This window comes from Labilibaculum euxinicum (genome assembly GCF_963678175.1).
Taxonomy (GTDB): domain Bacteria; phylum Bacteroidota; class Bacteroidia; order Bacteroidales; family Marinifilaceae; genus Labilibaculum; species Labilibaculum euxinus.
In genome coordinates this window covers 495,877-518,369 of the sequence record NZ_OY782756.1, presented here as the reverse complement: position 1 = coordinate 518,369, position 22,493 = coordinate 495,877, and the positions used below count along the sequence as shown (strand labels likewise).

Here is a 22,493-nt window from a genome sequence, read left to right as displayed (position 1 = left end):
TTTTGCTTTATTGATTCCTGCGAAGATAATGTTCCTGAATGAAATTAAAAATTCTTTGAGAACTGTTATCATCTGTATCTAGATATGATTTTTCGATAATTTGGGTTCTACCTCCAACAAAATCGTCATTTTCAGTAAATGTACTGAGTAAATCCTGTTCCAGTTTTTCTTGAGTGGTAGAAATAGATCCAATAATAAAATCGTTGAAGAAGGAATGTAATTCACGATCTTTGGTTTCGTACTTTTCGCGGTCATACAGCAGGAAAAACACCGGCCTGTTCAGTAAAATATAATCCATGTAAATGGAAGAGTAATCGCTCACCATACCATCAATTTCAGGAAGAAGAGGATATACGTCTTTCACATTATCGTACCAAAGAATGCGTTCGAATTCGTTACTGATAGTCTTGTATTGTGGCAATGGATGCAGCTTGAAAACAAATACAAAATCATTTTTAATGGCGAATTCATTCAATTTATGAAGGTCAAGAATTCCATCGGAAATACCATCACCTCCGGTATCCCGAAAGGTTGGTGCATACAAGATTGATTTGATTCCTTTTTTACGCAATTCAATCACCTTTTGAATGGTTTTCTCATCCGAGTTGATTAATGCATTCTTATATTTTATTGGGTTTACAATGATGTCGTTACGCGGATATCCTGTATCAATAAAGTGGTCTGAAATAAATGCAGGTTTGAAAAAATGTTCGGTAAAGAATTCTCCTGTTGAGATAAGTGCATCGTAAACAGGTAGTTTTCCAACAAAATTCAAAATAAATCTGCGGTAGAGCGAGCTGGTTTCCTGAATAAAGAATTTGTTGTCGCGCTGAATCTTTTTGAAGCCTATTCCGTGCCAGATTTGAATAATTTTTGCCCGCCAGAATAACTGAAACCGACAATTATCCATCCACGAAAAATTATCAACTACAAAAACCTTACATCTCAGCGAAATCCAATAGGCCTTGGCTGATGGGTAGTACAATATGTTGCTGTATTGATGTTTGAGTGATTCATAAGTCTCTTTATTTGCGGTCAGGAAATAGAATTCCTGATCTTCTTCCTTTTCCGATAAGTAGAGGAAAAAGAACTTCACATTATCAATAAAAAAACCATCTTTTGCTCCCATAAGCACCATCAGATTCTTTTTTTTTGGAATAAGATAGGTGATTGGAACTATAAATATCCAGCCCAATAAGGTGGTAATGAAAATGATTGGTTTGGAGTATTTGTTGAGATTCATTAATTCAATTTTTTAATTTCCTGAAACACTCTCTCGCAACTCTCTGTATCCTGATAAGTGTGATACATATCCCTGATTTTTTTGCGCCACTTGGCATGAGTCTGAGGTTGTTCGAAATAGCGTTGTAAATGCGTTATAAATTCTTTTTGCGTGCTTGACTTTGCTCCAGGAGTATTCTCCTCGAAATCGATAAAAAAGCCTTTGTATTGCTTGTATTCGTCTAAATCGTATGGCAAATAAATAATTGGCCGATCCAAAAGCAGGTAGTCAATCCAAAGTGATGAATAATCGGTTACCAAAACATCTACGTAAGGCAATAATTCATACACATCGGGGAATCGGTCCTGATCAGCTTTTAGTACTCTGTCAATAGAAAAGAAATCATGAGTTTTTTCAACAGACTTTCGTTTTATATCCTCTTTATGACCACGAACCAAGATGTAGGCATCTTCTTTCTCCAGAAAATTAGAAAGCCGTTTTGCATCAAAATCCCCGAAAGGGAAAAAGTGAGTTTTGTAACCTTCTTCGCGCCAGGTTGGAGCGTATAAAATAATTTTACGGTCGAGAAATGGATTTGCAACCAATAAAGACGGACTTAAATTGATATCCTGAAGCAAATAATCGTTACGAGGCAAGCCACTCACCCAAACATCGTTCATGTCAATATTGAATCCGGCGGCATGAATGATCTGTTCCAACGGAGAACATGCTGCCATGTAACTGTATTTTTGCAATTGCCTGTGTTTGGCATATTTGCGCCAAGGCGGCGTTTGCAGGCCCATTTTTTTCATGGGCGTGCCATGCCCCAGATAGATGATGTTTTTGCATTTTTCGTGCAAATAGAATGGCTTAAAAGCAGCAGCACTAATTCCATAGGAAAGAATGACATGCTTGGTTCTTAAAAAGAGGAAAAAGCCTTTTAACGACCAGGAATAAACGACTTCTCCAGGAAATTTAGCGTTTAATTTACGGTACAAAGATTTGTAAGGTGTGAACAGAATGCTGTTGAAATCATTTTTTTCCCGCATGTACTCAAACAAATACTTCGAATTGTCGAAATATACCTTTTCGGTGAGAAAGAAGAGCGCAATTCGTTTGTCTTTTGGGACCAATTTTTCCAGCAAAAAGTAAAAGCGGCGCATTAAAAACAAAACAATATGCAGAAAAACAATTTTCTGCATGAAGTTCACAAACTGTTGTGTTCGGGAGTACTGACTATTCATTTTCAATCGTTTCTTTTCGGATATTTTTAATTCCAAAAACAACTCCTCCGGCTAGCAGCAAAAAGAATAAAACCATGCTGGCAACAGATATATTTTCGGTAACTGTCATTGCTTTTGGCTCAAATTTAAAGGTGATTTTATGCTTTCCTCCGGGAACTTTCATCGCCCGTAATATGTAGTTGGCTCTAAAGTGCGGAGACAATTTACCATCTACATAGGCATTCCAGCCCGGCTGATAATAAATATCTGAGAAAATAACCAATTGGTCACTTTTTGCATTGAACTGATAAGTGATTTTATTGGGGGCATATGTTTCCATTGAAATACTTGCCAAAGAATCAGCCTGACTTGTAAATCCTTCCAATTGAGATGCAAAACGCTTGTCAACTAAAGCTTCTTTTGCAGGATCGAAGGTATTTAAAGCCATGATTTCTTCATCGGCATTGGCAACAATTTTGTAGTTGGGAACAATCCATGCTTCACCTAAAGCATCAGGATTCAATTGTGCCTGATTTCCTTTCTCTTTATCGGGTGTGATGATGTATTTGGTATTTAGCATGTTGATCACCTTCATGTTGTTTTTTGTGATGTGATGATCAATTAATTCCTGATAACGTCGCAACTTGGCTCCGTGATAACCACCAATTGATTTATGGTAGAAGGAAGTGCTCGCATTCTGCCAGGTTTGAACAGAAGTGTTTAAAACCCGGTAATTGCTGTGTTGGTTTAGTACTGTGAAAGGAACAATAGCCAATTCTAATTTACTAGCTCTGCGGTTCTCTTTCTTATATTCATCCTGTGCTTTTTTAGCCAATGGTTGTAATTCCGGTCGAGATGAAAACTCAGATTGCAAAATTTCAAAATCGGCTTGAGTAGGGCTGAATGCAACTTTCAGTTCTTTTTTTGGAACAAAGCTGTCTGCATTTAAAAAGCGTTTGTTAACCGGCCATAAATCAACCAAAATCAGAACAACAACACCAGCAATTAGAATGTTAGCTTGGAACCACTTTTTACTGTATCCGAAAAGAAGTACCGCAATTAGGCCAACAAAAAGAATGGTACGCAATGCATCGGCTCTAAAAATAGAAACACGTGCATTAAAAATATCAGATTCAATTTGATTGATGTAAGTAACAGCATTCGGATTTCCTGATTTTATTTGCGCAAAATAGCTTGTTTCAGGCTTCGTAATAAAATCCATGAATTGAGATGGAAGCAAATATAGAAGCAATGAAATTCCTGCTGTTAGTAGTAATGGCAAGATTAAGACATTCGACTTTACAGAAAATAATTTTACTTTTTTCTGTAGGATTTCAGGCTCATCCAATACCTTTTTAACGGCTAAAATTGCCAAAATTGGAACACACAACTCAACGACAACCAGAATGGACGAAACCACTCTAAATTTATTGTACAGGGGAAAGTAATCTAAAAACAGATCGGTAAGGAATTGGAAATTATGTCCCCACGACAGCATAATTGCTAATATAGAGGCTGTCAAAAGTCCCCATTTGAAACGTCCGGGAACAATAATCAATCCTAAAAAGAATAGGAATAGAATAACAGCACCAACATATACAGGGCCGGCTGTAAAAGGCTGATTCCCCCAGTAATGATGGTCTTTTATTGGTTCAATATCGTAGTATTTGGCTACATTTTCAATTTGTCCACCGCTTAGGTAACTCACCAGCTGAGTTGCTTCCTGAGGAGATCCGGCACCACCTTTTGCATTTGGAATTAACAGGGTTAAAGTTTCCTGAATTCCATAACTCCACTGAGTGGCGTAATCCTTATCCAAACCATTGGTTTTGTTGTCTTTATTGCCAAGAGTTAGTTCCGATTTACCACGAATGGTTTGTTTTCCGTATTCGTATGAATTGAAAAGATTGGAACTGTTTACACCAACAGCCAGAATTGATGCAATGGCTAAAACTCCAATGGCAGTAAAAAACTGCTTTAATTCTTTCTGCTTCAGGCGATAATAAAATTCAAACCCGACAATACAAAGAACCGTAATCAGAAAATAGTAGGTCATTTGTATGTGATTGGAATACAATTCGAGTATCAGAAAGAAAGATGCGAGCAATCCGCCTAAAATGTATTTTCCCCGGAGCGTAAGCAATATTCCCGCAAGGGCTGGTGGAATAAAAGCCAAAGCATTTACTTTCCAGAGATGCCCGGCACCAATAATGATAATGAAATAGGTTGAAAAGGCATAGGCAATGGCACCTCCGATGGAGAGCCAGGGATTTACCCGTAATGATATTAGTAAGATATAAAATCCAATTAAATAGATCATTAAATAGCGTACCGGACTCGGAGTATGCAGTTCCATGGCTTCTTTAAAGAATTGCATGAACTTCGATTTGTACTCAACGGAGATTTGATAGGCCGGCATTCCTCCAAACATAGAATTGGTCCACAAAGGATCTTCTCCGGTGGATTTCCTGAAATCCATGATTTCCTTTTTGTAGCCTAGAGCATTTAAGGTATCTCCTTTTCTTAGCTGTTTTCCATCCAATATAGGCTGAAAAAATGCAAATCCAATAATTAGGAAAATGATGATGGCTGATAAATGGGGAATAAGGGACTTGATGATCGACTTGAAGCTCATGGTAATTATGAATTAGGAGTTATGAATTAGTAGTGAATCAATTCATAATTCATATTTTTTAATTTTAATTATTTAATTCCGCCCCTAAAATACAAAAAGCACAGAACAATTTTGCCCTGTGCTTCACTTAATATTTTACAATTGTTTCTTCACTAAAGAGAAAAGCAATTTGGACTTGAATAGGTATTTTCTTTTTATCAGGATGATTCATTTAGGTATTGTATTTTACTTATAACAAAATTGATTTTAAAAGGTTGTTTAGAACAATAGTGCAGTCTTATCTGAAATTAACGATCTATTGTTAAGACATATCTAAAGCAATTGTAAGTATTGTGATTTGTTTCGTATAATAATTTAGCAATTGTTTAATTGACCATGTCGTATTTAATATGTTTTTTTAGTATATTTCAATAATATTTTATGTTGTATTTGTTGATATAGTATTAATCTAAACCAAATTATTAAAACATGAAAATTAGAAATTTACTTGTAAGTATCACTTTGCTTTACGGATTAAGTGTCTCGTGCAGTGATGGTGATAATGAACCTTATGGTCCGGAATATGAGGTGGATGGAGTTGAGCTGTCTTTAAGGAATGATTATTACTATAGGGATAAAGGCGATACTATTTCAGCTGACAAATTTGTTATAATGATGAAACTGAAATCTGACAATGAGTATGCTCAGGATTATGGACTTAATCCGCAAATGGTAAGTGAAATTACTGATATAAAGGTTAGTGTGCTTAGTGACGGATTGTATGCCGGGATTGCAAAAAATGATGATGTAAGCAGGTTTTTTTTGATGGATGATGGAGAACATTATTATACTGAAGATTTGTATCAAACAATAGCACAATATGTTGAAGCAGGTGTTACAAAATCTTCCGAACCATATTTGTATTTTACCAATCAGACTGAATTGGCTCCTAAAGCAGTGGCTTTGATAAGCGATACCATCACGCTTGCTTTTAAGGTTGATTTGACCCTAAAAAACAATAAAACCTTCAATGATCAACTTCGTGTAACCCTTATCCCATAAATTGATTATCATGCTAAATAAATATAAAAGGATTAGTGCCATGATATTGTTGTTGTTGGTACACACTCTTGTTTCAAGTGCACAGGAAACGGATCTGAAATGGGGTTTAAGCTCTCAGGTAAAAATTCAGGAGATTTTACAAAACAATAAAGTAGAAGACATTTATTCATATAATCAGGAATCAGTAACTTTGGGGGTATTTGTTCAATATAAAAATCTAGATATCAAGTTTGAATTTTTAACTAGGTCAGCATCTGTTGACCTGCGGTATTTTGTGTGGAATAAAGTATTTGTAAACTTAAAAGGGAGTTGGGATGGACATAACTACGAATTTGATAATGTTGAGAATTATTCTGATTGTTCATATGTTGATGATATTAACGTTTACAGCTACTTGGGTGGATTTGGTTATGAAAAAACGATTTTTGGCCGTTTAAAGTGTCAGGGAACAATGCTTGGAGGTGTTATCACTAGTTCTAAGAATACTGAATCAAGTATAATTTTGAGAAACAATGATTCCAATGTTCGGGCAAGAAAAACAGATACCTATCAGTTAGAACCATCCTTTGTTTATGGTGGCTCAATTGAATTGGAATGGCTGCCTAATCCATCGAAGAACAGACGGCGCCCTATTGCTCCGTTCGCTTCCCTTCAAATTACCGGAACTAACAAAAGCAGGACGTACAGGAAAGTAAGTATTGAGGAATGGGTGGAAGGTAATGTTGTTTATCAGGAGGAGATTAATCCGAATGATCGACTTTATGATTTTGTATATGTGAATGTTAGAATGGGTGTAAAGTTATATTTCAAGAAATAGAATTTCTTTGACGATGTGGTCATATGATGATTTGTTTTAAATAATAAAAATGGCCATCCTGCAAAAGAATGGCCATTTTATTATCTATTTAGTTGATTCGTTCCGTTAATCCAGAGTTTGTAATTTACACCTTGCAAATCATCTAAAGGCTAACATCTCATCTGTCTATTTCAATTGTTTGAATAATTTTTTCATGCTTACATGATCTTCAATAATATCATACAATTTTGAGATTTCAACACGTTCTTGTGCCATCGAATCACGATGACGAATGGTAACAGTGTTGTCTTCTAAAGATTGATGATCAACAGTTACACAGAAAGGAGTACCAATGGCATCCTGACGACGGTAACGCTTACCAATTGAATCTTTTTCGTCGTACTGACAGTTGAAATCGAATTTCAGGTCGTTGATAATTGCACGGGCTTTATCCGGAAGGCCGTCTTTTTTCACCAAAGGCATTACACAAAGCTTAACCGGAGCCAAAGCAAGAGGTAATTTAAGTACTACACGCTCATCAAGCTTACCATCTTCTTTCTCAATCTTTTCTTCTACGTATGCTTCCGACATAATTTGCAGGAACATACGGTCAACTCCAATCGAAGTCTCAACTACATAAGGAACGTAGCTTTTGTTCAATTCAGGATCGAAATATTGAATTTTCTTACCTGAGAATTCTTGGTGTTGACTTAAATCAAAATCGGTACGGGAGTGAATTCCCTCTACCTCTTTAAATCCGAATGGAAATTTAAATTCAACATCGGTAGCTGCATTGGCGTAATGAGCCAATTTATCGTGATCGTGAAAACGGTATTTTTCTTCGCCAAAACCAAGCGCTTTGTGCCAGCTCATACGGGTTTCTTTCCAGGCATCGAACCATTTCATTTCCTCACCCGGACGAACAAAGAACTGAAGCTCCATTTGTTCGAATTCACGCATACGGAAAATAAACTGACGTGCCACAATCTCGTTGCGGAATGCTTTTCCGATCTGGGCAATTCCGAAAGGAATCTTCATACGACCCGTTTTCTGAACATTCAGGTAGTTAACGAAAATACCCTGTGCAGTTTCCGGACGAAGATAAATTTTACTGCTTCCATCGGCAGTAGAACCCATATCGGTAGAGAACATTAGGTTGAACTGACGAACATCTGTCCAGTTTTTAGAACCCGAAATAGGACAAACAATCTCATTGTCAATAATGATTTGCTTCAATTCATCCAGATCATTTTTATCTAAAGCATCAACAAAACGAGTATGTACAGCATCCATCTTTTCTTTGTTTGCTAATACACGAGGATTGGTTTCACGAAATTGAGCTTCGTCGAAACTTTCGCCAAATTTTTTCTTTGCTTTGGCAACTTCCTTGTCCATTTTGCCTTCATACTTGGCCAGCAAATCCTCAATTAAAACATCAGCTCTGTAACGTTTCTTCGAATCTTTATTGTCAATCAACGGATCGTTAAAAGCATCAACGTGGCCCGAAGCTTTCCAAATAGTAGGATGCATAAAAATAGCCGAATCAATACCCACTACATTTTCGTGCAGTTTCACCATTGAATCCCACCAGTATTTTTTAATATTGTTTTTCAATTCAACTCCCAGCTGCGCATAGTCATATACGGCACTCAATCCATCATAAATTTCCGATGATTGAAACACGAATCCGTATTCTTTACAATGAGCTACCAGTTTTTTGAAAACATCTTCCTGAGCCATAAATCTTATATTTTGAGGTTAATTTTTTAAGCTATTAGCTTTTAGCCATTGGCTATTAGCATTGTATAATTTCCAAAAAGGAAAGGCAAAAATACGATTCAATGGATTTACATCCAATTAATTTATAGCGTTTTTATAGATATTTTGAATAATAAATTTAGGTGAGTGGAATGTTAAAAAGCTAAAGGCCAACTACCAATAGCTATTCGCTTACCATTTAATCATCCACTTCTTCGAAATCAACATAGTCGCCCACATCTTTTTTGTGCGGATCGCCTGTTTTACCCGATGGTTTGTCAATGGTTACTTCACCTTCTTTTCTTGTTTGCTGCTGTTGCTGCTTGGCTTGTTCCTGCATTTTATCGAAGGTTTTCTTCACCAAAAACGGGAATACTGCCTTCAAAATCCACTTTAATATGTAGTAGATCCCAACAGCTATGATTATAAATTTGATAAATGCCATATTCTTTTCTTTTGAAAGGCAAATATAAGCATTTCATTTTTTTTTTTGATGTTCTTCGGCATTTGCTTTTGGGCGTTCCCTTCGGGCGGGCTTTTCGCTGCAACTCCTCGCTCATTCTTCGCTGCGGGGTTTCCACTGCAATCCCTAACGCATGGTACCATTTATCAGGTGAAATTCCTCTCGTCGCTTGGTTCTAATGTTTTATAACCAAATAAATAACGGGAAGTTATGAACTTTTTCTTTGTGGTAAATTGTTTTTTTTTGACAGGAATTGTCCGTCCTATGTTCTGTTGTTGTTTCTCTGAGTCAAAAAATTCTGTTCTGCGGTACAATCAGTGAAATCTGTGGCTTTATATACCCTTCTGCGGGCAAATCAATACGTTCTGTGGCAGAATGAGTTAAATCTGCGGGTTTACAATACGCCCTGCGGGCAAAATAGGTAATTCTGCGGGTAAACCCATCCTTCCTGCAGCATTTTACCCCTTCCTGCGCTATAATCACCTAGCCTGCGCGCGGGTTTCAGACTTATTAAGTTGGTGTAACATCCTTATTAATATCAAAAAAAAGACTGCCCCGCAAGGCAGTCTCGAATTCAAATTGATGTAAACTCTCCGTTATTGGAGTAAAAAAATCGTTTTATTTATTTGTACAATGGCTTCTTCTTGTTTTTAATTTCATCCTCGAAAGAGCAGGAATCTTTTTTCTTTGTTTTGTCCTTACAACCAAACAAAAAGTTAATTCCGAAACGAATGTTTGCCAAGTGAGCAGTATTTGGTTTAATGGCCGCCATTACATTGTCGCTGACCACATAAAACTGTGTAGGACCCAATTTCGCAGCTAGTCCAAATCCAACGTTGTTGTACGAATGGTTTACCACCGAGTAACTCAATGTAGTACTAAGATTTCTGAAAAAACGTGCGTTGGCTGAGAGTGTTAATGACGATTGAATTTTACCGTTAAAAATTTCGGTTCTGCTTAATGCACCTACATTCACTCTTTTGTTAAGGTCGTGTGTTCCGCCTAAATATATTTTGGCAGGCAGTCCAACTTTGTATGAATCTATTCCGTTTGTCACGCGAAATTCGTCAGCAATTGAGTCTGTTAAATCATCAAATACATCTTCAATTTCTTTGTAGTTTGGATCTTTTGAATTTCCCGATTGCGACCAGTCGGCTCCTGTCCAGGTAAATGAACCTTTTTGAGAGAATTCATGACCATCCGTTTTCCAGTTAATCGATCCAATATCCAATATACTTGCATATAAGCGGGTTTTTTCATCCATTTGGTAAGTCATACCCAAATCAACGGCAAAACCTTTATTATCGGTGTTTGCGAAGAAATCTGCATCGTAATCATCACCATCAATGTCAATGTCGTTCACATATCCGTCAGCATCCAAACCGATTTGATTAATTGGCATGGAAACACGAAGACGGTGTTCCGAATTTAAAACAATCTCGTTACCAGAAGCAGAGGTGAATACGGACATGTCGGAATCTTCCATGTGCATGTTGGCTATACCAAACAGCATTTTTCCTTTGATACCAACCGTCCATTTGTCGTTTATTTTTTTCGATACACCCAGAGCAACTTCGTGATAGTAACTTGCATCCAATCCCAGTCCGCCCCAGTTTGCAGTTTTTCCTCTGTATGAGGCGTTGCCGTCTTTCAAAAATGTCACCATTTCCTGATCGAAACTGAAACGGGAATCTTCCTTTTCAATCACATCCAGTGTGAAAAAGTAATCTTTTGCGCGTATTCCGAGGGCAAAAAGAGTCAGTTCAAATTGCTGCGACACAAAATTGGTTGTTTGCAATGCATCGTGAAAGCTATTGATATCAACAACTAAAGAATCTTTTCGGATTCCTGTACCATCTTTAATTATATCGCTGTAAGCAAAGCTGCTGTTGCTGTAATTCAGATAAATTGAACTCAGCGCCGGAAATCCAACAAATACTTTGCATTCGGGTTGAATTGCCGGATTCAACTGATTTGACTGAGGAACATTTTGCATTAAATACAAAGTGTTGTTCATTTTTTGGGCTGAAGCCGAAACAGATAAAAACAGAAATATCAATCCTGCTATAGATGTTTTGTATATAAATTTAATCATAGTGGAGTGTCTGGGTGCTTAGTTATTAAGATCGATTTGAGCCTGAACAGATAAAGTGAATTTTAGTTCGTAGTCCCCCTTAAGTTTTACAGGAACGCCATCATTTTCGGTACTTACGCCAGCGTTTATAATTAGGTTTTTGGTTTGGTTCAGGTTTTTTATCTGACTTTGGTTTAATTGTATTTTATGCTCGACCTCTTTTACTGAGGCAGGATCAACTTCACCGATATTGGCACCAGATGTAAATACCGTTGCAGCATCAATCACTCCATTGTCTGAAATGGAATCAATTACATGGTAAGCAGCATCGGTAAAGTAAATTTTATCAATTGTTACGTCGAGCGGATAACCGTTTTCAGTCACGATAACCACGGCAGCATTCATAATTTTATCTGCATCGCTAATGTCAATGTCGTTTACTGTATCTCTAAGCATCAGATTTGTAGCCGTAAAATCCAAAGGAACATCAATTTCAATATCTACATTAATTGCAGAACTGTTGCTGATGATGTTTGGAGTTGTTGGAGTTGGAGCAATGGCTCCAGCTGGATTTAACGCAATATTTCCAAAATATTCCAATCTGTCTGATGGTGGCAGAGCCATTAAATCTACAATACCGGAATTGCTTTTGTCATAGGTTATTGTTTCTGATATTGCATCGATCGTTAACGGATTTGTAGCAGATACTTTATCAGGATAGGCAGGTTGCAATGCATCCGGATTAAGTGCTGCACTGCTTCCATCCGATGCATAGCCGGTAATGTCGGCATTAATTTGGAACGGAACTCCAACCGAGTTTTCCATGATAAGATTAATGCGGGGATCAGCAAATTGGTAATCACCTTCAATATCATCCCAAAAATCAACATTCATGTCAAAGTTTCCGGCATCGAGAGTAATGATCTGATTTCCAAAATCACCTTTGGCCAATTGAAAATTGATGTTCTGAACAGTTAGGTTAATTCCCAAATCACCAGTACTGCTAATTATATGGCTGGCATTGTCTTTAATATCAATGTCAAAAGTAATGTCAATATCATTATTGGTAGTGTATGGTGTGTTGAAAGCTAAATTTAGGTTTGCCAGATTTAAGGTTTCAATTTGATTTATTGCGTTTGGAGCTAATGTAAAAGTCTGATTAACTGGAATTCCGCTTTGTGTTCCGTTCGGAATTTCAATGGTGATATCAACTTCAGTATTTAAAGGATTTGTTAAAGCAAATCGAATGTTTGCATCCAAATCCAATTCATAAAGTTTAACGTCCGTGTTGCCCGTGATGATCTGAATTTGATCTGTTTGTGCGCTTAAGCCTAATCCGGCAATAGCTGAATAAGGAAGGCCAACACCAAAATTTGGCAATGTATAACTTAGATCCAAGGCAGATTGATTGGGAAAGTTCAGCACTTCATCAATATTGTAAGAAAAAATATCTTCCTCCATGTATTTGATGTGCAGCATGCCTTCCGCATCAAGAGTAATGGTTTGATCGGCAGGGTTTGCCTCATGTTGATTCAGTAAATACCACAATGAATAGGTTCCGTAACCAACCGGAACAATCATATTGGGTGTCCAGTCTATTTTATCGGAAAGCTTGTCGAAGTCGTAGTCGTCTCCGTTAAAACAGGATTGCATTGAAATGGCTAAAATGCCGACAAGCAAGAATGGAATTAGGGATCTAAGTTTTAATATCATAGTTGTTTTATTTATATGCGTTTATATAGAATGCACCGAACAAAGCATTTGAAACCCTAATAATGCTATGATAAATTATTAGGCTCTAATTGTAAATCCTAAAAAATCAATAGTTTGTGCAGAGCATTGATTTTGGTGCATGAATATTTCGTTATTGATGACAAAAAATTATTGTACGGAATAGTTGAGAAGGAAGTTTCGGTTATCTCCTACATAAAGATTAAAGGATTTATCACCGGTTTTTGAAAAGCCGATTGAGAATTCCGTATTTCCTTTAAGAGGAAATCCTTCATGGTTATTTCCCTCTTTATCAATCAGAAAGATCTTGTTCTCATCTTCCAGACAAATTCCAATTTCAATGTTTCTCCGCGAAAAGCTGTAAACATTAGGTCGGAAGCTAATATTGGAATCAAACTTTTTCTCGAGAATTTGTTTTCCCGAATCGTCAAATATTCTAAGGATGTTATAATCAGCAAACAGATATTCATTTCTGCCATCCGTATCAATATCAGCAGCTGTAAAAAAATGTGAATCGGATAGTTGTGTGAATGTTTTTTTCTCAATGCTTCCATCAAAATAGCAGTAGTAGATGTTTCCATTTATGTCCGTTGTCACCAGTCTGTCGCTGATATTTCCAACAGATTTCTCCAAAAAGAATGGGTTGTTCTTCGATTTTGAAAACTGTTCTTTACATCTGATTCTTTCTTCGCCACGGCGGTTTAGAATGTAAATGCGGTATTGATCGGCATAAACAATGTAGTCCTTGTTTTTTACCCGAAAGTGCTGAATTTCGCAATTAATTTCATTTTCAGCTTTAGCCGGATTCCAACCGGTAAGAGTCCTGCCATCTTTCGTGTAAGCATAAATATTTTTATCCTTGCAGGGAATGAAAAACCGGTAATTTTTGTTGTTGTCGTAATCGAAGATAGAAACACCCCGAACAGCCTCAGATTTCAGCTTTATCGGGTAATTCCCCACGTTGTTGCCATTTCTATCTACCAAATGAAGCTTGTTTTTAGTGGCAAACAGATACTGTAGTTTGCCATTTTTAAATAGATCAATTTGCTGAACTGGCCCAACAATTTTAGATTCCAAAGCTTTTTTCCATAACACACGTCCCGAAGGATTTAAAAGATAAAGCTGATTATTAATATCCTGAACCAAAATTTCATTCTCTTTTGTGTAATGATTCTGAACCAAATATGGTTTGTGAGCAAAGCAGGTATCCAACCTCGATTCCCATTCGGTTTGAGGAGCCAACTCCAGTATCGGATCGTATTCGATGAATAAGTTGTTGTAAATCAGATTTCTGTTCGAGCTTAATTGCAGGCCGACAGCCTGAAATTTATTTACGCTCTGCTTGTGGTTTTGAATTTCCTTTTGCAAACCGGTATTTAGGAATCCCGAAATAAATGAGTTTGCTCTGGGTGTTGAAGCATAAAAATAAAAGTTCGCCTTATTGGACAGAAACTCTTTGTTTTCCATATAGGTTTGATTGGTATTGAGGGTTTTACCCAGAACCGATTCTTTAATAAATTCGGAAAGAGAGCTGATATCAGGTCCCATCACCAAGTAATTATCGATAAAAGTGAAGTAGGCCGATGAGGCGCCGGCAAAGAAGGTTCCAAAAAGCTTTTCCGGAAGTTGGTCTTCAGGCAATCTGAAAATATCGAAGCTGGTTTCCTTGTCGAGATGATAAGTGCGCATGTAATAGGCAAGAGTGCGTTGTTCTTTTTTTGCCTTGCCATTAATCATTTCCAGCATTTTTTCCTTGGCAATACTGGCGCTTTTAGTTCGTATTATGGTGAAGCGTTTGTTGGTTTGGCCTTCGGTAAAAGCAATGCCAATTTCTTTATAGATGATAGAATAGATTGCGTCTTCGTAATCCACTCCGGTTTTCTTTTTTACGTCGTTAATATTTTTCAGATATTCGGATAATTGCCCCATCTGATCAAGGTACTTCCGGTATTTCCCTTTGTGTAAAGGAGCATCATCAATACCCAGTATGGCTAAAATACTGGTACTCGATGGAATCATCGATTCCATTTCCATTTTAACTGGTTCTTGCTGAAGAAACAGATTCATCAGGTTGCCTTGCTGAGGATCGCTGTATGTAAATCCGTTTAGCAAAATTATTTTATTTCTGAAACTAAGATCAAGCTCTGTCCAGTTCGCCAAATTGGTATAATTTCGTATAAATTTGCTGTAATCTTTATCGAGAGATAAGGAAACCTGCTTGGGAAAGGTTTTGAGGTTCAGGAAGATGTTGGCATCCACATTTTTGCCGATTGTACGGCGAATTTGTTCAAAGCCCTTTGAATTGCAGATGGAGTTTTCAGTACTTAGCTGCAACACCGAATTTTCAAGCAGTAACATCGATCTGCTGGCAATAAATAATCCTTTCGAAAAGGTAAAGTGAATTCCTTTATCCTTTGGGTTTTGAGGCGGAATACTATATAATGTTGTGTTGTGGTATTTTCGTTCCGAAACCGATCTGTCCAAACCAACCCAATTAATGATGGCATTTTTAATTTTCTTTTCTTCCAGATAATCAGTAATCGGAAGAATGTACAGGTATTCAATTTCATTTTTACCCTGCAAATGGCTCGCCATGGTAAACGACCGATCCAAAGATAAAGTGCCTTCCGAATCAAAATGACTGATCAGGCTGTCTATAAATTGAAGATTTTTATTGATGTCAGCAATTTTATCGAATTTGCTCAGTTCTTTCCATGCACCGGTATTGTTCTCCAATTTGGTGATTAAATCTTCCAGACTCTCAAATTGAATAATCATCTCGGAATTAACCGGAATGGCCGAGAAAGGATCTATCCCTTTGTATTCGCGTTGTTTTTGAAGGTATAGATAGCCTAAAACGGTAATTGTCAGAAGCAAAAGAATTAGTAGGTAGGTTAAAATTTTTCTCAACATATTTGGTCGGTTGCGTGGAAAAGTGATTGATCAAAAATAGCAATTTATCGAATGTTTAAAAAATTATGTGTACGATATCTTTGCAGCAAAGAAAAGGCTTGAATGAACCCCTGAAAAAATACCCCGACGATTGCCGGGGTACTTGCTTTTAAATAATCGTAAGTGTTTGGTGTGTTGTGTCTAAAAATCGAATTTAATTCCTTGCGCCAATGGCAGGTCTACGCCATAGTTTATGGTATTCGTTTGTCTTCTCATGTACGTTTTCCAGGAATCGGAACCCGATTCACGTCCGCCGCCGGTTTCCTTTTCGCCGCCAAAAGCACCGCCAATTTCAGCTCCTGATGTTCCAATGTTTACATTGGCAATTCCACAATCGCTTCCAATAGCAGAAATAAAGGTTTGAGCTTCGCGCATGTTCATGGTGAAAATCGATGAGGATAAACCTTGCGGCACATCATTGTGCAAATGAATGGCTTCGTCGAGGGTTTTGTATTTCATGATGTATAGAACCGGAACAAATGATTCATCCTGAACAATTTGCCAGTGATTTTCAACCTCGCAGAAGGTAGGAACCACAAAATTACCATCCAGTACTTTATCGCCGTAAACAATTTTACCGCCTGCCTTTTTTACTTCAGCAATGGCATGTTTGTATACTTCTACGGCACCGCTGTCAATTACGGGGCCAACCAATGTTTTTTCATCCAACGGATTGCCAATTTTACCTTCCACCTGTTTGTATGCATGCAGCAAACGGGTTTTCACATCCTCGTAAATACTTTCGTGGATAATCAGACGTCGGGTAGAGGTACATCTCTGTCCGGCAGTACCAACCGATCCGAATACAATTCCCGGAATGGCCATGTCTAAATCGGCCGAAGGAGCCATGATTATTGCGTTGTTGCCACCCAATTCAGCAATGGTTCTTCCCAATCGGGCACCTACTTTTTCGGCAACCCGTTTGCCTATGGCTGTCGATCCGGTAACGGAAATTAACGGAACACGTTTGTCTTCTATAAAATTATCACCCATTACTGATGATTTTGCAACTACCAAGTTGAAAACACCTTCGGGTACATTGTTGTCTTTTAGTACTTTTTGAATGATGTTGTGACAAGCCAGAGCACACAGAGGCACTTTCGAGCTGGGTTTCCAGATAATCACATCGCCGCAAACCGCTGCCAGCATCGCGTTCCATGCCCAAACAGCAACCGGAAAGTTGAAAGCAGAAATTACGCCTACAATTCCCAGCGGGTGGTACTGATCCATCATTTTATGATCCGGACGCTCGGAATGCATGGTAAATCCGTAAAGCATTCTTGACTGGCCCACTGCAAAATCGCAGATATCTATCATTTCCTGAACTTCGCCTAATCCTTCCTGATAAATTTTCCCCATTTCGAGGCTAACCAATTTCCCCAGATCATCTTTTGCCTCGCGGAGCGAATTGCCAATCTGACGAACTATTTCGCCTCGTTTTGGAGCCGGTATTTTTCGCCACACTTTAAATGCTTCCTGAGCAGTTTCCAGCACTTTTTCGTAATCAGCGGCATTGGCATTTTTCACTTTTGCGATTACAGATCCATCAATGGGAGAAACCGATTCGGTTACTGCACCGTTGCAATCGAACCAATTCGTACCAGTCGAAACTCCTTCGTTAATTGGATCAATGCCAAGGCGTTTTAGTGTTTCCTGAACTCCAAAATCTTTCATATTTTCGTATGATTTGTCTTTTGGCAGAAGTGCGGATATCCACCAAAAAGGGGTTAGCATTCAATTTTTTAAATTCGCAATTCACAAGATAATGATTGTAAGGCATTTTCCCTATGATTTATATCATATGAAACGTCCATGCCAAAGTCATTTTGACACACAGGGAGATGATTATTCTCAGCAGGGTAAGTTCCATATGGCAAAAACATACAATTATAATCATATGAATGACTGTTTGTAAAGCAAAAATAAACCCGAATCGTCTGTGATTCGGGTTCTGATGATTTTGATAATTATAATTTGAGAAATTGCATTTTACATCACGAAGTTTCTGAATTGTTTCATGAATTGTACTCTTTCGAAAGCTGCCGGATCATTGGATTTAGACTGACTCATTTTGCCTTTAAAATCACGAATGCTCTTAAATCCATGTTCTTCCATCCATGCATAAATTTCTTTCGATAGAACATCGATGTATTCGGGGCCGTTTTTGTATAGTACTGAAGCCAATTGAACCGCATCGGCACCGGCAAGCAGGTGTTTTATAATGCTTTCGGATGTGTGAATACCTGTTGTGCCGGCAATAGAGCATTTTACCCGTTCCGACATGATTCCTGTCCATCGTAAAGAGTTCTTGTAATCATCAGGTCCCGACAATATTTGTCCGCTGGTTACGCTTAAATTATGAATGTCGAAATCAGGACTGTAAAAGCGATTGAACATTACAATTCCATCCACATTCATATCATCAAGCCGTTTGATTAAATTGGCCAGATTGGAATGATACGGGCTTATTTTTAAGGCAATAGGCAAGGCAACCTGATCTTTTACAGTTTTAAGAACATCGTAGTAAATCTGCTCGTTTTCATCACCGGTTCTGTTCATATCCGTAGGAAGAACAAATAAGTTGATTTCCAAAGCATCGGCACCGGCTTTTTCAATTTCCCGGGCAAAATAAGTCCATTTTTGAGCACTTACACAGTTAATGCTCGCAATAATTGGAACCGAAACAGCTGCTTTGGCTTCTTTTATCAGTCTTAGGTATTTACGAACGGTATCTTCCTGAGGATCTTCATCCATATAGTCGAAAGTTTCAGGATATACATACGGACGACTGGTCATGGCAAGTATTTTCTCATCCATTTCCATGATTATTTCTTCCTCGAAAAGGGATTTTAGAACGATAGCTCCGGCGCCATGAACTTCCAATTCAATTAATTTCTCAATAGAGTCGGTGAGACCCGAACTTGCAGCTATAATAGGACTGCTTAAATCCAATCCAAGATAATTGGTGGCTAAGTTTGGCATGTCAGAAAATTTTAGTTTATGTTTTGTGTTTATTTTGTTTACTCAAATGTAGTTTTGCAAACAGATTATAACAAATCAATAATCTTTATGCTAATATAGAGAATCCTGATGTGAATTGCCAAGTTGTTTTTGTGTGTAAAGTGAGAATTGCATTTTCTTTTTTCAATATTAACCCACTTTTTCTCTTCGATGTTGTTGCCGGAGGAAATAAAACGGCAGGGGTTTGTATGTGATAATCAAATGAAGCTCAGTACATCTGATGTTTGCCTGTTTTGCAAGGATCTTAGGAGAGAGTTTTTTTTGAAAAAAAAGACAGCTTTTGTTTTGCTGGATTGAAACAAACATCTATATTTGCATCGCATTCAAAAGCAATGCCCAGGTGGCGGAATTGGTAGACGCGCTGGTCTCAAACACCAGTGGGGCAACCCGTGCCGGTTCGATCCCGGCCCTGGGTACAAAATGATCCTTTCGATATTTTCGGAAGGATTTTTTTATGGCAAAAAATGGATCAATTTTATTTCTACATCCAATTAAGATATGGATTAATATATTAGCTATTTATGCTTAAAATGTGTATTTTTAGCTAAAATATTAACTATATGTATTCACTCTCAACAACACCATCAGACATTAGCAGAGCCTTGGCAGAACGCCATAAGCTTTTGCGCAAACATTTAAAACTTTCTCAGATTGAGATGGCTGAACGTTCAGGAGTGTCATTAGGAAGCCTGAAGCGTTTTGAAAACACTGGGAAAATTTCATTGGAATCACTTTTAAAATTGGCTCATCTAATGAATCGTCTTCAAGATTTTGAAAATGTGTTTCAAGCTCAGGAAGATCAATCAGGTATTGAGAATTTATTTACTTCAAAAGTTTAGACAATGGAAGAGACAAGAAACATATTGGTCTCTCTTCAGTTGGAAGGGAAAACTTATGAGGTGGGAGAGCTGGTTGTGAATAACAGACAGATTTATTTTCGATATCATCAGGAGTTTTTAAAGACAGGATTAAATATTTCACCTCTAAAACTTCCATTTACCGGAGAAATAAGCAATGCTGAAAAAGAACCATTTGAAGGGCTTTACGGAGTTTTTAACGATTCATTACCCGATGGTTGGGGCAGATTGCTCTTAGATCGAAGTTTAAGTTCCAAGGAAATTGATATTTATGGATTAACACCTTTGGATCGATTGGCTTATGTGGGCAAGACCGGATTGGGAGCTTTGTGTTATCAGCCACAACAGGAAGGTAAACATGATTTTGATAAGCAATTGGAATTGGATACAATTGCTCAGGAGATGAAGCATGTTCTAAAAGGGGAGAGTACAGAGATGATAGAAGAGCTTTTCACTTTGGGAGGATCTTCAGGTGGAGCCCGTCCTAAAATTTTAGTAGGCTTCAATAAACAAAACAACGAACTGGTTCATGGATATGATCAAATGCAGGATGGTTTTGAAGAATGGTTGATTAAATTCCCATCATCTCAGGATAATCAGGAAATTGCCAAAATTGAATATGCTTACTATCAAATGGCTCTGAAAGCAGGAATAGAAATGAGTGAATGTCAATTGTTTCATGGCAAAACAGATCAAACCTACTTTGGTACCAGGCGTTTCGACAGAACAAAAACGGGTAGACTTCATGTGCATACTGCCAGTGGTTTAATGCACGATAATTTTAGAATGAGCACAATGGATTACGGTCATTTGATGGATTGTGCATTTCGACTCGAAAAGCATGTAAATGCCTATGAAAAAGTTCTTCGGCTTGCTGCATTTAATGTGTTTGCCCACAACCGGGATGATCACAGTAAAAACTTCTCCTTTTTAATGGATGGCAAAGGAAACTGGAAAATGGCACCTGCCTACGATCTTACATTCTCTACTTCGGCTTATGGCATACACAGTACCATGGTGGCAGGAGAGAGCAGGAATCCCGGCGAAAAACACTTGCTGAAATTGGCAGATCATTTTGGAATTAAGAAACCTGAATTAATAATTGAGAGGGTAAAAGAAGCCCTTTCGAAGTGGAAGTATATAGCTCAGGATTGTGGCATCTCAAAACCGGTAATTTCAGAAATTGAAAAGACTTTTAACAAGCTGAATACACTTGGGAATTAATTTATTTTGAGAGAAAACTATTGCAATTGAAAATTATGAAGGTTTAGGTTTGAACAGTAGTTTAAATGTGTTTTTTCACCTTTTCAAAAGATTTATGTAGGTCTTTATTTCCAACATTAAAGCAATAAGACTTCTCAGAAATATTTCACCTAAAAAACGAATCCCCGCAAGAAAAGCCAACGAGGATTTAGGGTATAGTCCCAAAAGAATCCAATTTTAAATATTCTAATAATTGACAGCTAGTTGTCTTACTGGCTTTTGTTATTTGGATATACCCTTATTTGTCCCCCTTGTAAATATTCATTGAATATTGGGTTTTACGGCAATCTCTCTAATTAATCTAAATAAATTGCTATCAAGTTTTACCTTTTTAGACAGTCTGACGGGCTTGCTAAGTTGCGTGGGCGATTAAAACAATTGCCCTATCAAACCGCCAAATAAGCAAGCCGAGTGAAATTGTTTATATTTTGCACAAACCAATTTTAATAGGCTTGCTGGTGTTTCTTAATTGTACTAAACTTTCGAACTGCTTATCAGCGCCCATGAAATTTAGCTTTTGTTATGCCTTCGTTTTTTTAATTTAAGAATTGACATTAGAGATTTATAGAAAAGTCTTTCGAATTATCTTCATTCTTTTTGTCATTCCATATTAGCGTCATTGTGAAATTCTGTTTAACACCACTAAGAGTTATAAGTGCAAAGTCTGCATTCCCTTTTGGCTCAAGACCATTGATTGTTTGGAAATTACAAGATGCAATTCCATTAGAATTTGTAAATGTGTTTTTTCCTAATCGGATATTCGTAGCTTTACCTTTTCCAATATTTGATATTCTTATAGTATGTTTTCCAAGCCCGTTATATGGCAAAGACTTGACTAAAAAAGTAGCTGTATCTTGAATCGTCTTTTCTTGCTCTATCTTTCTAATTTGGGAATCATAAATGATCTCCAATTTCTCATTTAATTCTCTTGCTTGCTTCTTTAGCCGTCTGTCATATCTTAAGAATACAAAAAAACCTGATATTGCGGTTACAGCAGAGATACTCAAAGCGATATATGAAATAGTGTTAGCCTCCATATTATTTAAGTTTTTTTAAAATATCTTTTAGCTTATCTTCTACGATCTTTTTACCTTTGGCTTTAGCTCTTTCTTCAATATTTACCTTATTCAATTCTAATAGTTCATTATAACCACCAAAATATTCTCTACCACAAGCATGACATTTCACATAGGTTTTATCATCGTTTGTTTCAAAGTGGTTATCACTCCCGCATGTGTCACATATTAATTGACCTTTAATTTCTTTAACTGACATAGTTTCAAATTATTTGTTTAGGTATTTAATTCTCTATAATTCTATTCAGAACACATATACGCATTAAGGATATTTTTTTGTTTAAAATGAGGCATAACTTGTTCATATGTGCACTGGTGCACTTATTTTTAATATATCAAGTAAAAAGGTGCACAATACATACCAATATGGCATGTATTGTG

Annotated in this window: 16 protein-coding genes and 1 tRNA gene; 5 read left to right on the top strand and 12 right to left on the bottom strand. The window is 37.3% G+C overall.

All coding sequences use genetic code 11. The features are described 5' to 3' along the window. Positions 1-7: 7 nt before the first annotated feature. The 3 genes from ACY0M5_RS02280 to ACY0M5_RS02270 are packed head-to-tail and all read right to left on the bottom strand — an operon-like array spanning position 8 to position 5,080. On the bottom strand, positions 8-1,243 hold the full coding sequence (locus tag ACY0M5_RS02280; protein ID WP_461630683.1) for a CDP-glycerol glycerophosphotransferase family protein: 1,236 nt from the start codon (positions 1,241-1,243) through the stop codon (positions 8-10). Then, a complete protein-coding gene (locus ACY0M5_RS02275) occupies positions 1,243-2,466 on the bottom strand; it encodes a CDP-glycerol glycerophosphotransferase family protein (RefSeq protein ID WP_461630682.1) in 1,224 nt (407 codons plus the stop codon). Before ACY0M5_RS02275 ends, ACY0M5_RS02280 begins: the two co-directional genes overlap by 1 nt. Beyond that, positions 2,459-5,080, bottom strand: coding sequence for a YfhO family protein (locus tag ACY0M5_RS02270; RefSeq protein WP_461630681.1), 2,622 nt, complete (start codon positions 5,078-5,080; stop codon positions 2,459-2,461). Before ACY0M5_RS02270 ends, ACY0M5_RS02275 begins: the two co-directional genes overlap by 8 nt. A gap of 468 nt (positions 5,081-5,548) precedes the next feature. Between ACY0M5_RS02270 and ACY0M5_RS02265 the strand changes: the two genes are divergently transcribed. Both ACY0M5_RS02265 and ACY0M5_RS02260 read left to right on the top strand, forming a co-directional pair. Next, positions 5,549-6,121 (top strand): hypothetical protein, encoded by a 573-nt coding sequence (locus ACY0M5_RS02265; protein WP_461630680.1) that lies wholly within the window; start codon positions 5,549-5,551, stop codon positions 6,119-6,121. A 10-nt stretch (positions 6,122-6,131) separates the two neighbouring features. Next, positions 6,132-6,938 carry a hypothetical protein gene (locus tag ACY0M5_RS02260; RefSeq protein ID WP_461630679.1) on the top strand — a complete coding sequence of 269 codons (807 nt, stop codon included), beginning with the start codon at positions 6,132-6,134 and terminating at the stop codon, positions 6,936-6,938. Between the two features lie 165 nt (positions 6,939-7,103). Here the strand turns inward: ACY0M5_RS02260 and ACY0M5_RS02255 are convergent, their stop codons facing one another. The 7 genes from ACY0M5_RS02255 to ACY0M5_RS02225 all read right to left on the bottom strand — a co-directional run bounded on the left by ACY0M5_RS02255 (position 7,104) and on the right by ACY0M5_RS02225 (position 18,877). Then, positions 7,104-8,657 (bottom strand): glycine--tRNA ligase, encoded by a 1,554-nt coding sequence (locus ACY0M5_RS02255; protein ID WP_461630678.1) that lies wholly within the window; start codon positions 8,655-8,657, stop codon positions 7,104-7,106. Positions 8,658-8,874: 217 nt separating this feature from the next. Further along, a complete protein-coding gene (locus ACY0M5_RS02250; RefSeq protein ID WP_124993410.1) occupies positions 8,875-9,120 on the bottom strand; it encodes a DUF4834 family protein in 246 nt (81 codons plus the stop codon). Positions 9,121-9,760: 640 nt separating this feature from the next. Continuing rightward, positions 9,761-11,233, bottom strand: a complete 1,473-nt coding sequence (locus ACY0M5_RS02245) for a DUF5723 family protein (RefSeq protein ID WP_156194844.1) — start codon at positions 11,231-11,233, stop codon at positions 9,761-9,763. Between the two features lie 18 nt (positions 11,234-11,251). Further along, complete coding sequence (locus ACY0M5_RS02240) at positions 11,252-12,925, bottom strand: hypothetical protein (RefSeq protein WP_461630677.1); 1,674 nt, start codon at positions 12,923-12,925, stop codon at positions 11,252-11,254. A gap of 168 nt (positions 12,926-13,093) precedes the next feature. Next, a complete protein-coding gene (locus ACY0M5_RS02235) occupies positions 13,094-15,856 on the bottom strand; it encodes a hypothetical protein (protein WP_461630676.1) in 2,763 nt (920 codons plus the stop codon). 180 nt (positions 15,857-16,036) lie between these two features. Continuing rightward, the gene (gene amaB / locus ACY0M5_RS02230) at positions 16,037-17,569 is read right to left on the bottom strand and encodes an L-piperidine-6-carboxylate dehydrogenase (RefSeq protein ID WP_461630675.1); all 1,533 of its coding nucleotides are present in this window, start codon (positions 17,567-17,569) and stop codon (positions 16,037-16,039) included. A gap of 315 nt (positions 17,570-17,884) precedes the next feature. Further along, positions 17,885-18,877 (bottom strand): dihydroorotate dehydrogenase-like protein, encoded by a 993-nt coding sequence (locus ACY0M5_RS02225; RefSeq protein WP_461630674.1) that lies wholly within the window; start codon positions 18,875-18,877, stop codon positions 17,885-17,887. 373 nt (positions 18,878-19,250) lie between these two features. On the opposite strand from ACY0M5_RS02225, the gene ACY0M5_RS02220 reads away from it, so the two are divergent. From ACY0M5_RS02220 to ACY0M5_RS02210, 3 genes are all read left to right on the top strand, one after another. Continuing rightward, positions 19,251-19,332 (top strand) — tRNA-Leu (locus ACY0M5_RS02220). A 144-nt stretch (positions 19,333-19,476) separates the two neighbouring features. Beyond that, on the top strand, positions 19,477-19,755 hold the full coding sequence (locus tag ACY0M5_RS02215; RefSeq protein WP_156194849.1) for a helix-turn-helix domain-containing protein: 279 nt from the start codon (positions 19,477-19,479) through the stop codon (positions 19,753-19,755). Positions 19,756-19,758: 3 nt separating this feature from the next. Then, positions 19,759-20,997, top strand: coding sequence for a type II toxin-antitoxin system HipA family toxin (locus ACY0M5_RS02210; RefSeq protein WP_461630673.1), 1,239 nt, complete (start codon positions 19,759-19,761; stop codon positions 20,995-20,997). A gap of 593 nt (positions 20,998-21,590) precedes the next feature. Here the strand turns inward: ACY0M5_RS02210 and ACY0M5_RS02205 are convergent. Beyond that, positions 21,591-22,073 carry a hypothetical protein gene (locus ACY0M5_RS02205; protein ID WP_461630672.1) on the bottom strand — a complete coding sequence of 161 codons (483 nt, stop codon included), beginning with the start codon at positions 22,071-22,073 and terminating at the stop codon, positions 21,591-21,593. Between the two features lies 1 nt (position 22,074). Continuing rightward, the gene (locus ACY0M5_RS02200; RefSeq protein ID WP_461630671.1) at positions 22,075-22,311 is read right to left on the bottom strand and encodes a hypothetical protein; all 237 of its coding nucleotides are present in this window, start codon (positions 22,309-22,311) and stop codon (positions 22,075-22,077) included. Between the last annotated feature and the right edge of the window lie 182 nt (positions 22,312-22,493).

Coding starts and splice junctions, on each gene's coding strand:
- ACY0M5_RS02280 (WP_461630683.1), bottom strand. CDS start 1,243: ATGAATCTCAACAAATACTCCAAACCAATCATTTTCATTACCACCTTA.
- ACY0M5_RS02275 (WP_461630682.1), bottom strand. CDS start 2,466: ATGAATAGTCAGTACTCCCGAACACAACAGTTTGTGAACTTCATGCAG.
- ACY0M5_RS02270 (WP_461630681.1), bottom strand. CDS start 5,080: ATGAGCTTCAAGTCGATCATCAAGTCCCTTATTCCCCATTTATCAGCC.
- ACY0M5_RS02265 (WP_461630680.1), top strand. CDS start 5,549: ATGAAAATTAGAAATTTACTTGTAAGTATCACTTTGCTTTACGGATTA.
- ACY0M5_RS02260 (WP_461630679.1), top strand. CDS start 6,132: ATGCTAAATAAATATAAAAGGATTAGTGCCATGATATTGTTGTTGTTG.
- ACY0M5_RS02255 (WP_461630678.1), bottom strand. CDS start 8,657: ATGGCTCAGGAAGATGTTTTCAAAAAACTGGTAGCTCATTGTAAAGAA.
- ACY0M5_RS02250 (WP_124993410.1), bottom strand. CDS start 9,120: ATGGCATTTATCAAATTTATAATCATAGCTGTTGGGATCTACTACATA.
- ACY0M5_RS02245 (WP_156194844.1), bottom strand. CDS start 11,233: ATGATTAAATTTATATACAAAACATCTATAGCAGGATTGATATTTCTG.
- ACY0M5_RS02240 (WP_461630677.1), bottom strand. CDS start 12,925: ATGATATTAAAACTTAGATCCCTAATTCCATTCTTGCTTGTCGGCATT.
- ACY0M5_RS02235 (WP_461630676.1), bottom strand. CDS start 15,856: ATGTTGAGAAAAATTTTAACCTACCTACTAATTCTTTTGCTTCTGACA.
- amaB (WP_461630675.1), bottom strand. CDS start 17,569: ATGAAAGATTTTGGAGTTCAGGAAACACTAAAACGCCTTGGCATTGAT.
- ACY0M5_RS02225 (WP_461630674.1), bottom strand. CDS start 18,877: ATGCCAAACTTAGCCACCAATTATCTTGGATTGGATTTAAGCAGTCCT.
- ACY0M5_RS02215 (WP_156194849.1), top strand. CDS start 19,477: ATGTATTCACTCTCAACAACACCATCAGACATTAGCAGAGCCTTGGCA.
- ACY0M5_RS02210 (WP_461630673.1), top strand. CDS start 19,759: ATGGAAGAGACAAGAAACATATTGGTCTCTCTTCAGTTGGAAGGGAAA.
- ACY0M5_RS02205 (WP_461630672.1), bottom strand. CDS start 22,073: ATGGAGGCTAACACTATTTCATATATCGCTTTGAGTATCTCTGCTGTA.
- ACY0M5_RS02200 (WP_461630671.1), bottom strand. CDS start 22,311: ATGTCAGTTAAAGAAATTAAAGGTCAATTAATATGTGACACATGCGGG.